Source organism: Flavobacterium sp. FlaQc-49, assembly GCF_044005985.1.
In the GTDB taxonomy this organism is placed as follows: Bacteria; Bacteroidota; Bacteroidia; order Flavobacteriales; family Flavobacteriaceae; genus Flavobacterium; species Flavobacterium cupriresistens.
The window spans coordinates 68,112-82,528 of record NZ_JBIPCS010000016.1 but is presented as its reverse complement, the minus strand read 5'-3'; the positions used below and the strand labels follow the sequence as shown (position 1 = coordinate 82,528).

The window sequence follows — 14,417 nt, the reverse complement described above, 5'->3', positions numbered from 1 at the left end:
ATGCACGAACAAAGTAAAGTTGAAATGAGAACTTATAAAACAAAAAACACCTGCAAAAACGTTTTTGCAGGTGTTTAATTAAAATATTTTTATCTAATAATCTGTATCGATTATTTAGGACTAGTCAGACTGAAGTCTACTAATCTAATTCCTTTTGAACATCAAAAAAGCCTAACGTAAAATAACGTCTTTAACCACGTCTCTACCCAATTCCTCATTAATCATCCTGATGATTTTAGACTTTCCGTGACTCAGTTCATCTCTTAAAACAGACGATCCAAGCTCGACATATAAAGTACCATTTTTTAAAACGACGTTTCTGGTATAGGTATTAACACCATTCCCCATCAGCTGTCTCCAGGCCTCCTTTACATCAATCTGATCCATTCCGGGTTGCAATTTATTTACCTGAATGATCTGCTTTAAAACAGCCCCAATCGTACTTTCGTTATTTAGTCTCTTTGCCATCGTTTATGATATTTATTGGTCCTGCTTTTTTATAATGATATTCTTTATTCTCAGCATTTTTCACCACCAATTCATCATCTGATAACGTTAGTAATTCCTCGCTCCACTTTGCATAATCTGTTTTATAATCCAAATAAACTTTATCGTCGGTAAAACGAACCGAAACATCTTCAAATGTATCTGTAGACAAAAAAGTACCATCGAGTTGCGGTGCTACTTTTGTTCGTACTCCTTTGTTGTTCTTTTCAATTTTAAAGAAATCAAAAGTTTCATTCATTTTAAAATCCTTTATTTCACCTTTATCAAAAACCACTTTAGTAATTTCCCAATAACCATTTAACTTCGCAATATCTGCCGGTTTAATATCCTGTTTGCATCCAACAAACAAAAGAGACAAAACCAAAATCATAAAAGTGTTTTTCATATTCTAAATTAATTAAAAAATTCAATTGTTGCCATTCCTGCTGCCTTGGGACTATAATTAACAGAAGAGCCTGTTTTTAATCCGACACCAGTCCTGCATTCAAAAGAAAATCCGTGAACTACAAAGTTAACTTTATAAAGATTCAAAAGAAATAAAAATACACAAAACCCATTAAACTATTTTGCTAATTTTAAGTCAAACTCCAAACCAAAAACTAAAAACATGACCAAAGCCATTTTTAAACTCCTGATATTCTTAAGCTTTATCAGTTGTAGTAAAGAGTCCTCCGATACAGTATCTACACCTGCACAAAATATGTATTTTCCTCCATTAACAGGAACTATCTGGGAAACACAATCGGTCTCAGACCTCAAATGGAATCAAAATGCAGTACAGCCTCTTTTAGATTATTTAGAATTAAAGAACTCCAAATCTTTTATTCTTTTAGTAAATGGGCGAATTGTTTTAGAGTACTACTTCAATGACCACACTGCCACCACCAACTGGTATTGGGCAAGCGCAGGAAAGACATTAACAGCAACCATTACGGGAATCGCACAACAAGAGGGGCTGATCAATATTAACAATAAAGTTTCTCAATACATCGGCACGGGCTGGACAAGCGAAACAGCCGCGCAGGAAGACGCGATTACCTGCAAACATTTACTAACCATGACATCTGGACTTGATGACAGCTCTGACAATGTAGATCCTGCCAGTTTAATTTACAAAGCCGACGCAGGAAAACGATGGGCGTATCATAATGTATATGTAAAATTGCAGGACGTTGTGGCGCAGGCAAGTGGTCAAACCTGGCAAAATTATTTCAACAGTAAATTAAGAGATAAAATCGGTATGAATGGCAACTGGGTTCAACTTGGCCCTAACAGCGTATATACGAGTACCACAAGAAGCATGGCGCGCTTTGGGCTTTTAATGCTCAACAAAGGCAAATGGAACAACGATGTGATTCTAAATGAAAATTACTTCACAGAGGCCACAAACACTTCACAAGCGATCAATTTAGGATACGGTTACTTATGGTGGTTAAACGGTAAAGCAAATTACCATTTACCACAATCACAGCTTACCTTTCCGGGAAGTATAATTCCAACGGCTCCAAATGATATGTTTATGGCCTTAGGTAAAAACGACCAAAAAATATATGTCGTACCAAGTAAAAACATGGTCGTAATCAGAATGGGGGACGCGGCAGACAATGTCAACTTAGCCTTATCTGATTTTGACAAAACTTTATGGGAGAAAATTAATGCTTTGTATCTCTAACTATTTTTTAGTACGGATTCTTTTTAGCATTCCCATAAAGAAGAATCCTAAACCAAGAACCAATAAGACGTAATAAAAAGACAAACTTTTATCTTTTAAAACATTCGCTAATACAAAACTTACAACGCTTGCGAAATAGAAAGCAACAGGCGTTATATTTTTTAAAGAAGAAAAACTCATTCTACTATTATTTAAAAAAACTATCTACAAATTCATATTTATTAAAGACCTGAAGATCTTCAATACCTTCACCAACACCAATGTATTTTACTGGAATCTGAAATTGATCTGAAATACCAATCACAACACCACCTTTAGCAGTTCCGTCTAATTTGGTTACAGCAAGCGAAGTCACTTCTGTAGCGGCAGTAAACTGTTTTGCCTGCTCAAAAGCGTTTTGACCAGTTGAACCATCTAAAACCAAAAGCACATCATGAGGAGCGTCTTCTACTACTTTCTGCATGACACGTTTTACTTTGGTCAGCTCGTTCATTAAATTGACTTTATTATGAAGACGTCCCGCTGTATCAATAATAACAACATCGGCATTTTGAGCTACGGCAGACTGCAAAGTATCAAAAGCAACGGAAGCTGGATCACTTCCCATGTTTTGTCTCACGATTGGCACATCTACTCGATCTGCCCATACCTGCAATTGATCAATAGCAGCGGCTCTAAATGTATCTGCAGCTCCTAAAACAACTTTGTAACCGGCTTTTTTAAACTGATAAGCCAATTTACCAATAGTCGTTGTTTTACCAACTCCATTAACACCAACCACCATCAAAACGTAAGGTTTTTTATCCTTTGGAATTTCAAACTCAGTAGCTTCACCTCTATTGGTTTCAGACAACAAACCACCTATTTCTTCACGAAGAATTTGATTCAACTCTTCGGTTCCTAAATATTTGTCATCAGCAACTCGTTTTTCAATTCTTGAAATTATTTTCAACGTTGTATTTACACCAACATCAGAAGCTACCAGAATTTCCTCCAGATCATCTAAAACAGCATCATCAACTTTAGATTTTCCGGCAACGGCTTTGCTTAACTTTGAAAAAAAAGTACTTTTTGATTTTTCAAGACCTTTGTCTAAAGTCTCTTTCTTTTCACTAGAGAATAATTTTTTAAAAAAACTCATTTGTTATTTGTTGTTAGTTTTTCAGATTAGCTGATTTTTTGAGGATCTAAATAATCTTAAGATACACAGAAGAGATTTTAGTATTCACCGGTTTAACCACTACCTCATCCATTACTAAAGAAGAGATCGGAAACCTTTTTAAAAGTGCAATACTACTCACTTCTATAAAATTTTAGACAAATATAAAAAATAAAAAAGCTACTTCCGAATGAAAGTAGCTTTTCTATATACTGTGTATGTTATTATTTCTTTTTCAAGAAATTATCAACTTCTTCAGGAGCCATAATAGATTCTACGAATGTATATGCACCAGTTTTAGGAGATTTTATCATTTTAATTGCTTTTGATAATCTCTTAGAAGCTGTCTGTAACGATGCTACGGTTTTCTTTGCCATGACTTAATTATTTAATTTCTTTATGAACAGTTACACGTTTCAAGATTGGATTAAATTTCTTAATCTCAAGTCTATCCGGAGTATTTTTCTTGTTCTTAGTTGTTATATATCTAGAAGTACCTGAAACACCAGAAGTCTTGTGTTCCGTGCATTCTAAAATTACCTGGATTCTATTACCTTTCTTTGCCATCTTGCTATATATTTATTTAGGAAAAGATTATTTGATAAATCCTTCTGACTGTGCTTTTTTCAAAACAGCAGTGATTCCATTTTTATTAATTGTTTTTATCGTAGATGCTGCTACTCTAAGAGTAATCCATCTATCTTCTTCTGGAAGATAAAAACGCTTTTTAACTAAGTTTACAGAAAACTTTCTCTTAGTTTTGTTCATAGCGTGAGAAACGTTATTTCCTACCATCGCTCTTTTACCTGTAAGGTCACAAACTCTTGACATTATACTTTACTTTTATCGTTATTCAAAATCAGGGTGCAAAGAAAAGAAAAATAAACCATTGTAGCAAAAAATTATTGCACAATTTTTAAAATTTCTTTCTGTAATATTTCTAAACTCTTAATACTCGCCCTATCTATCACTTTTTCACGGGGTTGCCCAAAGTTAAACTCTTCGACAATTATATCGTCCGGAGTAGCCAAAGCGATAAAAACGGTGCCAATTTCAGCATCCGAGTCTCCTTTTGACGGTCCGGCGTTACCAGTTGTCGCAATTGCATAATCTGTTTTAAGCAGCTCTTTTACACCCAAAGCCATAGCAGATGCCACCTCTTTACTTACTACCGAAAATTCCTTTACTAATTCCCGTGAGACACCAAGAACATTAACCTTCACATCAGTATGATACGAAACAACACTCCCCATAAAATACTTTGAAGCTCCGGGAACGGCTGACAAAATCGACGCTATTTTCCCTCCGGTAAAACTTTCGGCTGTAGCAATGGTCTTATTTTCTTTTTTAAGCAATTTACCGACTACAGACTCTATTGTTTCATTTTCTTCATAGCCAACTATAATATCATGAATTATAGCATCTAAAGCCTTTATATTATCTTCTAATGCCTCTTCAAGAACCTCTTTATCCGTACCTCGTGCCGAAAGACGCAAACGCACTCTCCCGGGATTTGGCAGATAGGCCAGTTTAATAAAATCAGGCAAATTATTTTCCCAATCTTCAATACGTTCCGCGACTAAACTCTCTCCCTGACCATAAGTTAAAATTGTTTTATGAATAATATAGGGACGTTTATATTCGCGAATAATCTTGGGAACTATTTCATTCTCGACTAAATACTTCATCTCATACGGAACTCCCGGAAGCGAAATAAACACGGTGTTTTCTTTCTTCATCCACATACCCGGTGCCGTACCCACTTTATTAGGCAAAACGGTACAGGTTGAAGGTACCAAAGCCTGATCTTTATTCAATTGCGAAATAGGACGCTTGTAAAAACCTTCAATCAATTCCGTTACATGAGCCAATACTTCAGGATTCACAACTAGCTCATCATCAAAATATTCGCAAAATGTTTTTTTAGTTACATCATCTTTTGTTGGTCCCAAACCACCTGTCACGATTACAACATCGACTTTGTTTTGCAGTTGGGCAAAGGTGTCCAAAATATGCTTTTTGTCATCACTTATCGAAATCATTTCTGTGACTTCTACGCCAATTCTGTCTAATGATTTAGCAATAAAACCCGAATTGGTATCAATGATTTGACCAATTAATATTTCATCCCCAATGGTTATAATCGTAGCCTTCATATAAATGCTGTTTTTATTTATTGTGATTCAGTTAGTATTAAAAGAAATAAAGTAACGTAAGAAGCAGAAAAAGTGCTCTTTCACTACAAAAGAAACACTTGATTAATCCAAAATTTCAAAAACAAAAAAAGCCAGCATATAATCCGACTTTGATTTTTAATTTTAAGTTACAAACACAGAAAGAACAAATTCAGGCTAAGCCAAAATTTTACAGGTCAAAGTCTTTTTTAATTTCTTTGACTGCATCTTTTACCTGCTCTCTGATACTTTTGAAAGTTTCGATGATTTCTTTTTTCTTGCCTTCGGCTTTTGTCCAGGCTTCTACTTGAAGAATTTCTTCAAATGCCATATTCAACCCCATTAAATCTAATGTTGGTTTAATCTTATGCGCATAAGAATAAGCGTACTTATGATCTTTCTTTTTAATCCCTTCTTTAATTTGTTTCAAATCTTCAGGGACTTCCGTAACAAATAGTTTTAGAATTTCGTTTACGAATTCAGGATCATTGTCTGAAAGCGCATAAACTTTCGAAAGGTTATACTTTAAAGCCATTATTTTACTTGTATTCTAAATAGTTTTTTATCTTCCAAAAAGCCTTCTAAAACGTCGTTTGGTTTTACAGCAGCAACACCTTCGGGCGTTCCTGTAAAAATAATGTCGCCAATTTTTAATGTAAAATACTGTGACACATACGCAACCAGTTCATCAATTTTCCAAAGCATAAAGCTTGTATTTCCTTTTTGAACCGTCTTAGAATTATTTGTTAGTTCAAAAGTAAGATTTTCCATAGAAACAAAATCAGTTTTAGGCAAAAAATCACCAATGACAGCAGAGCCATCAAACGCTTTTGCTTTCTCCCAAGGCAGTCCTTTTGCTTTCAATTTCTCTTGTAAATCTCTGGCCGTAAAATCAATACCTACACTAATTTCATCATAGTACTTATGAGCAAATTTTGGCTCTATGTACTTTCCAACTTTATTAATTTTAACGATTATCTCTATTTCGTGATGAATTTCTTCGGAAAATTCCGGAATCACAAACGGATGTTGCTTTAACAAAACAGCCGAATCCGGTTTCATAAAAACAACAGGTTCTGTTGGTCTTTCGTTTTTTAACTCTTCAATATGATTGGTATAATTTCTACCGATACAGATGATTTTCATTCTTTTTTTTAAGTTACTAAGTTTACTAAGCTGCTAAGTTGCTAAGAAAATGAGCCTAAAAACTCAGGATTTTAAAACCTTAGATTCTCAGAATCTTATTTTGTAATATATGATCTAACTTTTACCTATACAGATAAATTTCTTTTTTTCAGACTCTAAGTTGCTAAGGTTCTGAGGTTCTAAGCAAATAAGACCGTAAGTCGCAAAAAACTCAGAAACTCAGAATCTTAGCCTCTCAGGACCTTACTTCGTATTTAATCTTCTTAGTTTAATAGCTGTTAAGACCTTTTTGGTATATAGTGGGAAATCCGCATTTTGAATCCAGCTAAAATATCCGGGCTCTGTTTCTAACACTTTCTCTACTTTCGCACCTTTGTGCTTTCCGAAAGTAAAAACCTCTTCATTGTCTTTATCAAAAGCAATCATTCCGGCAAAATCAGCGATTTTTTTTCGGGTTGTAAATTCCGACAATACTTTCATATCATTCTCCAATTCCGGATAACGATCTAATTGTGCTTTTAAAATTTCGTAAGTCGCCATGGTATCTGCTTCCGCTGAGTGTGCGTTTTCTAAACTTTTTCCACAATAAAACTTCAATGCAGCACTTAAAGTACGCTCTTCCATCTTGTGAAAAATAGTCTGCACATCTACAGAAACTTTATTTTTCATATCAAAATCAACTCCGGCACGAAGCAACTCTTCAGCCAAAAGCGGAATATCAAAACGATCTGAATTAAACCCACCCAAATCACTGTCTTTAATCATTGTATAAACCTGCTGCGCAAGCTCATTAAAAGTAGGCTCATTCGCAACCTTCTCATCTGTTATTCCATGAACAGCAGTAGTTTGAGGCGGAATCGGAATTGTAGGATTCACTAACCAAGTTTTACTTTCTTTATTTCCGTTTGGAAAAACTTTGAATATTGAAATTTCTACTATTCTGTCTTTTCCGATATCAATACCTGTCGTTTCAAGATCGAAAAAACAAATTGGTTTATTGAGTTTGAGTTCCATTTTTGAATTTTATAAGTTTACAAATATAATTTTTAAAGCTGAATTTCACTTCTTTTTTTCATAAAGTTCCCAATTCCCACTTTGACTTTAACACTAAAGCCAAAAGAAAAACCCTTTCAACGTTTAAATGTCGAAAGGGCTTTTTATATATCAAACAGCTACTTTTAGAAATCTCTGTTTACATCAAATGCTTCTAAATATTCTGCCACTCTTTTTACAAAACTTCCACCTAAAGCACCATCTACAACTCTATGATCGTAAGAGTGAGACAAGAACATTTTTTGACGGATTCCGATAAAGTCTCCTTCAGGAGTTTCGATAACAGCCGGTACTTTACGAATTGCTCCAAGAGCTAAAATTCCAACTTGCGGTTGATTGATAATTGGCGTCCCAAAAACACTTCCAAAAGTCCCGACATTTGTAACGGTGTAAGTTCCTCCTTGTGTATCGTCCGGTTTTAGTTTTCCTGCTTTTGCACGACCACCAAGATCATTAACCGCTTTTGCCATTCCAACAAGATTTAATTGATCCGCATTTTTAATAACCGGTACAATTAAATTTCCGTTTGGTAAAGCCGCAGCCATTCCTAAATTTATATTTTTCTTTTTAATGATATAATCACCATCAACTGAAATGTTCATTCCAGGGAAATCTTTTAATGCTTTCGCAACCGCTTCCATCATAATTGGAGTAAAAGTAAGTTTCTCACCTTCTCTTTTCTCAAAAGCAGTTTTAACTTTATCTCTCCATTTCACGATATTCGTTACATCAACTTCAATAAAGGACTGTACGTGAGCAGAAGTCTGCACGGAAGCCACCATATAACCTGAAATCAATTTACGCATTCTGTCCATTTCGATGATTTCATCACCTCCGTTTACAGAAACCGGAACTGCTTGTTGACTTTTCTGAACTACTGGTTCTGCAGCTTTTGGAGCCGCAACTTCTTTAACCGGTTCAACAACCGCTTTTGGAGCAACTACTGCACCCGCTTTGCGATCACTTATATACTTAAGAATATCTTCTTTTGTGACACGTCCGTCTTTTCCTGAACCTTGAATACTATCCAGTTCAGCAACAGAAACACCTTCTTCTTTTGCAATGTTTTTTACAAGTGGGGAAAAGAATTTTTCTGAAGTCGAAAAATCCTGAGGAGCAGCAACCGCCTCTTTAGCCCCTTCAATCGTTTTTTCGATTTCAGTTGCCTCAGCAGGAGTTGATTCTTCGTCTGCAATTTTATCTACCAAAAACGACGATGCTGTTTCAACACCACCTTCAGTTTCGATAATTGCAATTACCTGTCCTACCTGAACTAAATCATCTTTGCCAAATAATCTTTCGACTAAAATCCCAGTTACTTCACTCGGCACTTCACTATCAACCTTGTCAGTTGCTATTTCCAGTACCGCTTCGTCAGCTTCAATTTTGTCTCCAACCTCTTTCAACCAGTTTGTAATAGTTGCTTCAGCTACACTTTCTCCCATTTTAGGAAGCTTTAATTCAAATCTTGCCATATTGTTAACCTCAAGGGTGATTTTGATTTTCCGATTGCGAAATTACTGAATATTTTATATATAAATTACATTTAATATAATTTTTTACTTGATTTTTATAATTTGCCCCCTTTCATTTCTGGAATTGCTTCCAATAATAAAATTTGCATTTTTGGGGAAAATCTTAAAAGTAATACGCTTATCTTTAATAGTTTCTATGATTTTGATACAATTTCTAAATGAAACATGCTGATTATCTAAAATAATCTCCACTCTTTTACCCTTCAAAACCTGCCACGAATTTACCATTTTTTCTTTTTTGAAATCGAATATATCGACTTTATTTTTCAAAATAATAGACAATTTTTCAGACAAATTTATATCTGAAGAATACAAAACATAACTTTCCGGTCCCGGTTTGACTTTTGATTTTCCCTGAAACATTTTAACAAATGAAAAAAAGAGAATTCCCATTTTTATGAAAACAGAAAAAAACAACGATTTCTTAAAATGTTTTTGGTAAAAAAAGGTCATGGCCTCCTGGAAACGTCTCATGTATTTTTCGTCTTTCACGGTACTTTCGCCCTTGTAATGCAGTACCGTTGTGTCGTGAAAATAATAGTTTTCTTTTCCCTTTAACAAAGCCCGATACGAGAGATCAATGTCGTCTGCGTACATAAAACAAGCTTCATCGAAACCTTTCAAATCAAGGTACAGATCTCTTTTCATCAACATAAAAGCACCTACCAGAATAGCTACTTTTCCGGTTTCATTTTCTGAAATATGTTGTGCGTAATATTGATTAAAAAGACGCCATTGCGGGAAAACTTTATACAAACCAAAAATCTTGGTAAAAGCTACCCAGGGTGTTGGAATTCCACGTTTACTTTCAGGTAAAAAATTACCTGTTCCGTCAATCAACTTACAACCCACAATTCCTAAATTGGTTTGTTCTTCGGCGAAAGCTAAGATTTTAACAAAACTATCTTCCGCTACAATTGTATCGGGGTTGAGAATGCAAATGTATTTTCCCTGTGCTTGTGCCACTCCAATATTATTTCCTTTCGGAAAACCGAAATTCTCTTTGTTCTCAATTAATTTCACAGTAGGAAATCGCTCTTTCATCATCAAACAGCTGTCATCTGACGAATTATTATCTATTACTATAATTTCGGCATCAAGAGTGGAGATAGCATTTTGAACGCTTAAAACGCATTGTTCCAGAAAATAACGGACATTATAATTGAGAATAATAACTGATAATTGCATGAAAAGAAAAAATATAGATTTTTGCGAAAGTTAGAAATTTTCAGCCAATCCCAGTCGCAATGACCAATCGTTTTTGCTGACTCCAAAATCTAAAACTAAATTACTGCTGTTTTGTTTGTTCCATTTAATCCGCAATCCTGTCCCGACGGCCGGATTCCATTTGGCGAATTGATAGGTATCCAATTTCGAAACTGAAGAAACATTGGCAAAAAACACCGCACCAATAAATCCGTTTTTGGTTATATCGGTTCTGTATTCACTTTCAAAATAGAGCAGCGCATTACTTCTGTATCTGTTTTTGGTAAAACCGCGTCCTGTTTTTCCTTCGCGATCCCAGCCAATACTGGGCAAATCGAGATAATGGGGTTTTCCTCCAAAAGTAGACCAATAAAAGGCTCTTGAAGCCCAAACCCTGTGTTTGGTCTTGCTGAACGAATGGTACTTTCTGGCATCAACATACAAAGATCTCCACTTATCCCCTTCTACTCCACTTGTATTGATCCTTAGATCTGCTTCAACATACAAACCCTGCTCGGGATTAATGGTATTCTTTCTGGAATCGTACAATCCCTGAAAAGCATATCCGAATGAAGTTTCATTAGAAAAATCACCCTTCATATATTTCGAGTAATCCGTTTCTTCTTCGATATAAGACTCCTCGGAAAGATTCTGATAATTATCGAATAACAACCCTAATCCCATTCGGAAATTACCAACGACCTTGCGGTTGGCAAATTGATAAAAACGCCACTGCTGATAATCTAAAGTTGACATTTCTTCTTTGGCATTGTGCTCTCCTAAACCATAAGTGAGCTGGGGATAAATCAGATACCGATAATCGCCTATAAAATTCCATTTATCATCTTTGGTATAAATATAAGTCTGAATCGGAAAAACATACTGATTGGAGAAACTGAAATAGGGCGAAAAAGTAACTTGCGACATTTTGGTTTTTTCATGATCGTCGCCCAGATAAAAACTCGTCAAAAAAGAAACCACCAATCCCGTACTTGAATTGGCATCAACAGGAACAGGCAATAAAGAGAAAGCCAGTTTTTTGTCTTTACTTTTTTTAACAGAATCGTTTTTATTGAAGAGCTTATAGAGAACATCCCGAATGTCTTTCTTTTCCACAGCAGTACTGTCATTTTGCGAATAACAAACCGACATCAAAAAAAAGAAAAACAAGAGGAATTTTGTTTTCAAACTATTCATTAAAAGCAATTTAAGAATCGATTCTTACAAATTTAAAGTTTTCTTAATAAAATTAGATATATTCGGGAAGAATATTTCCCAGAAGAGTATATTTGGTATTGCCTAAACCATATAAGTTATTTAAGTTCATTTAACTGGGTATTAATTGAAAAGATCACTGTTAACGAAAATCACTTATTTTTGGGCTTTTTGAATTATCCTTGTTTCTTTTAAAAATAATTATCTAATAAACTAAAAACATGATTCGTTTACCAGTTTCATTTCTTGTTGTTTTATTTTTTATTTCCGGTTTTACTAACAAGAGAAATACTCGGGATCTGGTAAAAGAAAATGATTGGTATATAGCGGGACCGGTCAAAGAGAATCAGACAACTCTAAACGAAATTCGGCAGAAAGAAGGGGTTCTTCGCGTAACGGCCAAAGACAGTCCGGTTGGGGAAATCGAATTGAATGTGATGATCACAGCATCCGACTCCAATGATGGTGTCGCGACTAATTTATCAGATCATTCTAAATTTGTGAGCATTACCTATAGATCCACCCAACTTATTAAATTGCAGGCTCGCGAAGGAAACGAGGAAGGTACGGGTTGCGTACATGGAGGTTCACACCCGAGAGTTGATTTACCTGCTGCTCCGAATAAATTTACAACCTTGAAAATTCCGTGGACCCATTTTAAGCAAGATGGCTTGCCAAACGGAAGACTTTTAGACATACACAATCTTTGCAAATTCAATTTTGTGAATTACAATCCGGTATCAGGATCTGTTCTGGAAATAAAATCGGTTATCCTTCAAAACTAAAATCAATATGAAAAACAACATTCAGCTCTTTCTTTTCTTCTTCTTGATATTTTCAAATTTCGGCTTCAGCCAGGAAAAAACTATTCCGGCAAAAACAAATATAAACGGTGTTTGGGAAGACATCAATTCAGGCGTTCAGAATGCTGTGGCCATTATCACAGAACAAAATGGGAAAGTCATTTTTTCTCATTATTTAGAATGGAAAGGGCAAAAATTTACAGAAAGCGGCATCGGAAAAAGAACCGGAAATACCATAACCTATACCGTAGATGTGACACTACCGATTGAAGGCTGGGCAACACAAGGCACCCATACCCTGACGCTTTCTGCAGACGGCAATACACTTGAAGGCACTTATATAGACAATAAAAAAAGAACCGGAGCGATTGCTTTTAAGCGCGTGAGGTGAGAGTTTTTTAGTCCCGGTCGCAGTTTTCAGTCGCAGTTATGCTGAAGGGTAAAAAAGTCACAGTCGCAGTTTTCAGTCGCGGTTAACCTGGGACTGAAAACTGGGACTGAAAACTGGGACTGAAAACTGAGACTGGAAACTGAGACTGGAAACTGAGACTGGAAACTGAGACTGGAAACTGAGACTGAAAACTGAGACTGAAAACTGGGACTGAGACTGAAAACTGAGACTGAAAACTGAGACTGAAAACTGAGACTAAGAACTTTCACAGATGCAACTGAATCTTATATCTGTTGCAGATTTTCATGACCAGTAACATAATTGTCGAAAAAACTAAAGACCAGATAATTCCGGGAAGTCCTTCGCGAAAATAGTCGGGAATTATATGCAGATTAAAAGCCTTACTGAAATAGTAAATAACACCCGGTAAAATATAAATCAATAAAGGATTTGCGGCGGCGGGCATAAAGAAATTACTCCATTTGGTTTGTTTTTTGATCTCCATTAACCAAAAAAGAAAATAGAACAACACTGTGCAAATTGTTGCTGAAAACATAGTCCAAGATGGAGTTCCTTTTATTTTTGAGATCCCGAAATAGGGTCTTAACAAATAGCCGGTTACAAAAAACAAAACCGCAAAACCGATCACAGCCCAATTTACTTTTGGCGCTACTTTTCGATCAAAAAACAGTAACGAGATAACCACACCTGCTGCTACCAGCGAAGCATGCGTTAAATGTCCTGCAATAAAATTAAACAAAAAGTTCTGATGAAGTGCTGATTCCGGTATTAGGTTAATTGAATTCGCGACAACACAAACAATCAAAAACAAAATCATTGCCCCTAATTTTCCTGAAACCAACCAATAATAAACTACTGTTAGCAGATACGCCCATCCGATTAAGCCTAAAATTCCCCACCATTGTGGCGTCATCCCTATTGCTCCGGTGTTCTGAACGTATAGAAAATAGAGTATCACTAATACAGCTATTCCACCATATTGTAAGGTGTTTTTTAGCCACAGCGGGAAATTTTTGTCGTACTTATTCCAAATCGGAATTGGCATTGTAAATGCTAAAAGTCCCCAAAAGGCCGGAGTTATAATCATCTTTGCAGCGTCGTAACCGTCACTTGCATTGACCATAAAAACACCAATAATTATTAAAGCCAAAGCCCTTTTTAAAGTATGTGTCCAAATCGTTTTAGAACTATCACCTTTTACTAATCGCGCATTAAAAGCAAAAGGAATCGACATTCCGACAATAAATAAAAATGCCGGAAAAACTAAATCAACAAAGGTCATGGCATCTGCATCTGCGGGCATGTGTTTCATCCATTGTGGTACATTTTTAACGCTTGCCAGTTCATTGACAAAAATCATCACAAAAATGGTGATTCCACGTAAAGCATCTATCGAAATAATCCTTTGATTGTATAAATTTTCTTTTATTTTCATAAATTATTGCACTTTTAATACCGCCAAATATACTATAAATCTAAAATGATAACTTAGATTATTGCCTTAATTTTGGGGCATAAAATTCCATTTAACAAAT

18 protein-coding genes are annotated in these 14,417 nt (G+C 35.5%); 3 read left to right on the top strand and 15 right to left on the bottom strand.

Annotated elements, in window-relative coordinates:
- Positions 1–171 precede the first annotated feature (171 nt).
- Together ACHRV3_RS21690 and ACHRV3_RS21685 are read right to left on the bottom strand one after the other, a co-directional pair.
- Positions 172–468: a DUF721 domain-containing protein gene (locus ACHRV3_RS21690; protein WP_047778454.1), complete on the bottom strand. Its 297-nt coding sequence runs from the start codon at positions 466–468 to the stop codon at positions 172–174.
- Positions 449–892, bottom strand: coding sequence for a lipocalin family protein (locus tag ACHRV3_RS21685; protein ID WP_395427410.1), 444 nt, complete (start codon positions 890–892; stop codon positions 449–451). The genes ACHRV3_RS21690 and ACHRV3_RS21685 overlap by 20 nt, the downstream gene beginning before the upstream one ends.
- Before the next feature lie 222 nt (positions 893–1,114).
- On the opposite strand from ACHRV3_RS21685, the gene ACHRV3_RS21680 reads away from it, so the two are divergent.
- Positions 1,115–2,179 carry a serine hydrolase domain-containing protein gene (locus ACHRV3_RS21680; protein ID WP_395436094.1) on the top strand — a complete coding sequence of 355 codons (1,065 nt, stop codon included), beginning with the start codon at positions 1,115–1,117 and terminating at the stop codon, positions 2,177–2,179.
- On the opposite strand, the gene ACHRV3_RS21675 is transcribed toward ACHRV3_RS21680, so the two are convergent.
- The 12 genes from ACHRV3_RS21675 to ACHRV3_RS21620 form a co-directional block, all read right to left on the bottom strand.
- The gene (locus ACHRV3_RS21675; RefSeq protein WP_230002950.1) at positions 2,180–2,359 is read right to left on the bottom strand and encodes a hypothetical protein; all 180 of its coding nucleotides are present in this window, start codon (positions 2,357–2,359) and stop codon (positions 2,180–2,182) included.
- A 7-nt stretch (positions 2,360–2,366) separates the two neighbouring features.
- Entirely contained in the window at positions 2,367–3,320 is a 954-nt protein-coding gene (gene ftsY / locus ACHRV3_RS21670; protein ID WP_047778458.1) for a signal recognition particle-docking protein FtsY, read from the bottom strand.
- A gap of 242 nt (positions 3,321–3,562) precedes the next feature.
- A complete protein-coding gene (locus ACHRV3_RS21665) occupies positions 3,563–3,715 on the bottom strand; it encodes a DUF4295 domain-containing protein (RefSeq protein ID WP_082210668.1) in 153 nt (50 codons plus the stop codon).
- A gap of 7 nt (positions 3,716–3,722) precedes the next feature.
- Positions 3,723–3,905: a 50S ribosomal protein L33 gene (gene rpmG / locus ACHRV3_RS21660; RefSeq protein WP_047778459.1), complete on the bottom strand. Its 183-nt coding sequence runs from the start codon at positions 3,903–3,905 to the stop codon at positions 3,723–3,725.
- Positions 3,906–3,932: 27 nt separating this feature from the next.
- On the bottom strand, positions 3,933–4,169 hold the full coding sequence (rpmB, locus tag ACHRV3_RS21655; RefSeq protein WP_008468080.1) for a 50S ribosomal protein L28: 237 nt from the start codon (positions 4,167–4,169) through the stop codon (positions 3,933–3,935).
- A 71-nt stretch (positions 4,170–4,240) separates the two neighbouring features.
- Positions 4,241–5,494, bottom strand: a complete 1,254-nt coding sequence (locus ACHRV3_RS21650) for a CinA family nicotinamide mononucleotide deamidase-related protein (RefSeq protein WP_395436093.1) — start codon at positions 5,492–5,494, stop codon at positions 4,241–4,243.
- A gap of 208 nt (positions 5,495–5,702) precedes the next feature.
- Complete coding sequence (locus ACHRV3_RS21645) at positions 5,703–6,047, bottom strand: Hpt domain-containing protein (protein ID WP_047778461.1); 345 nt, start codon at positions 6,045–6,047, stop codon at positions 5,703–5,705.
- Positions 6,047–6,658 carry a fumarylacetoacetate hydrolase family protein gene (locus tag ACHRV3_RS21640; RefSeq protein WP_047778462.1) on the bottom strand — a complete coding sequence of 204 codons (612 nt, stop codon included), beginning with the start codon at positions 6,656–6,658 and terminating at the stop codon, positions 6,047–6,049. The genes ACHRV3_RS21645 and ACHRV3_RS21640 overlap by 1 nt, the downstream gene beginning before the upstream one ends.
- 243 nt (positions 6,659–6,901) lie before the next feature.
- Complete coding sequence (locus ACHRV3_RS21635; RefSeq protein ID WP_047778463.1) at positions 6,902–7,672, bottom strand: 3'-5' exonuclease; 771 nt, start codon at positions 7,670–7,672, stop codon at positions 6,902–6,904.
- A gap of 164 nt (positions 7,673–7,836) precedes the next feature.
- Positions 7,837–9,186 (bottom strand): dihydrolipoamide acetyltransferase family protein, encoded by a 1,350-nt coding sequence (locus tag ACHRV3_RS21630; RefSeq protein WP_047778464.1) that lies wholly within the window; start codon positions 9,184–9,186, stop codon positions 7,837–7,839.
- A gap of 84 nt (positions 9,187–9,270) precedes the next feature.
- On the bottom strand, positions 9,271–10,434 hold the full coding sequence (locus tag ACHRV3_RS21625; protein ID WP_395436092.1) for a glycosyltransferase family 2 protein: 1,164 nt from the start codon (positions 10,432–10,434) through the stop codon (positions 9,271–9,273).
- Positions 10,435–10,464: 30 nt separating this feature from the next.
- Entirely contained in the window at positions 10,465–11,649 is a 1,185-nt protein-coding gene (locus ACHRV3_RS21620; RefSeq protein WP_395436091.1) for a hypothetical protein, read from the bottom strand.
- Between the two features lie 239 nt (positions 11,650–11,888).
- Between ACHRV3_RS21620 and ACHRV3_RS21615 the strand changes: the two genes are divergently transcribed.
- Entirely contained in the window at positions 11,889–12,452 is a 564-nt protein-coding gene (locus ACHRV3_RS21615) for a hypothetical protein (RefSeq protein ID WP_395436090.1), read from the top strand.
- A 7-nt stretch (positions 12,453–12,459) separates the two neighbouring features.
- Positions 12,460–12,861: a hypothetical protein gene (locus tag ACHRV3_RS21610; RefSeq protein ID WP_395436089.1), complete on the top strand. Its 402-nt coding sequence runs from the start codon at positions 12,460–12,462 to the stop codon at positions 12,859–12,861.
- A 265-nt stretch (positions 12,862–13,126) separates the two neighbouring features.
- Here the strand turns inward: ACHRV3_RS21610 and ACHRV3_RS21605 are convergent, their stop codons facing one another.
- Entirely contained in the window at positions 13,127–14,317 is a 1,191-nt protein-coding gene (locus tag ACHRV3_RS21605; RefSeq protein WP_395436088.1) for a DUF5009 domain-containing protein, read from the bottom strand.
- Positions 14,318–14,417: the final 100 nt, after the last annotated feature.

Bases quoted from the DNA above. Each gene is read 5' to 3' on its own strand.
- ACHRV3_RS21690 (WP_047778454.1), bottom strand. From the start codon at position 468: ATGGCAAAGAGACTAAATAACGAAAGTACGATTGGGGCTGTTTTAAAG.
- ACHRV3_RS21685 (WP_395427410.1), bottom strand. From the start codon at position 892: ATGAAAAACACTTTTATGATTTTGGTTTTGTCTCTTTTGTTTGTTGGA.
- ACHRV3_RS21680 (WP_395436094.1), top strand. From the start codon at position 1,115: ATGACCAAAGCCATTTTTAAACTCCTGATATTCTTAAGCTTTATCAGT.
- ACHRV3_RS21675 (WP_230002950.1), bottom strand. From the start codon at position 2,359: ATGAGTTTTTCTTCTTTAAAAAATATAACGCCTGTTGCTTTCTATTTC.
- ftsY (WP_047778458.1), bottom strand. From the start codon at position 3,320: ATGAGTTTTTTTAAAAAATTATTCTCTAGTGAAAAGAAAGAGACTTTA.
- ACHRV3_RS21665 (WP_082210668.1), bottom strand. From the start codon at position 3,715: ATGGCAAAGAAAACCGTAGCATCGTTACAGACAGCTTCTAAGAGATTA.
- rpmG (WP_047778459.1), bottom strand. From the start codon at position 3,905: ATGGCAAAGAAAGGTAATAGAATCCAGGTAATTTTAGAATGCACGGAA.
- rpmB (WP_008468080.1), bottom strand. From the start codon at position 4,169: ATGTCAAGAGTTTGTGACCTTACAGGTAAAAGAGCGATGGTAGGAAAT.
- ACHRV3_RS21650 (WP_395436093.1), bottom strand. From the start codon at position 5,494: ATGAAGGCTACGATTATAACCATTGGGGATGAAATATTAATTGGTCAA.
- ACHRV3_RS21645 (WP_047778461.1), bottom strand. From the start codon at position 6,047: ATGGCTTTAAAGTATAACCTTTCGAAAGTTTATGCGCTTTCAGACAAT.
- ACHRV3_RS21640 (WP_047778462.1), bottom strand. From the start codon at position 6,658: ATGAAAATCATCTGTATCGGTAGAAATTATACCAATCATATTGAAGAG.
- ACHRV3_RS21635 (WP_047778463.1), bottom strand. From the start codon at position 7,672: ATGGAACTCAAACTCAATAAACCAATTTGTTTTTTCGATCTTGAAACG.
- ACHRV3_RS21630 (WP_047778464.1), bottom strand. From the start codon at position 9,186: ATGGCAAGATTTGAATTAAAGCTTCCTAAAATGGGAGAAAGTGTAGCT.
- ACHRV3_RS21625 (WP_395436092.1), bottom strand. From the start codon at position 10,434: ATGCAATTATCAGTTATTATTCTCAATTATAATGTCCGTTATTTTCTG.
- ACHRV3_RS21620 (WP_395436091.1), bottom strand. From the start codon at position 11,649: ATGAATAGTTTGAAAACAAAATTCCTCTTGTTTTTCTTTTTTTTGATG.
- ACHRV3_RS21615 (WP_395436090.1), top strand. From the start codon at position 11,889: ATGATTCGTTTACCAGTTTCATTTCTTGTTGTTTTATTTTTTATTTCC.
- ACHRV3_RS21610 (WP_395436089.1), top strand. From the start codon at position 12,460: ATGAAAAACAACATTCAGCTCTTTCTTTTCTTCTTCTTGATATTTTCA.
- ACHRV3_RS21605 (WP_395436088.1), bottom strand. From the start codon at position 14,317: ATGAAAATAAAAGAAAATTTATACAATCAAAGGATTATTTCGATAGAT.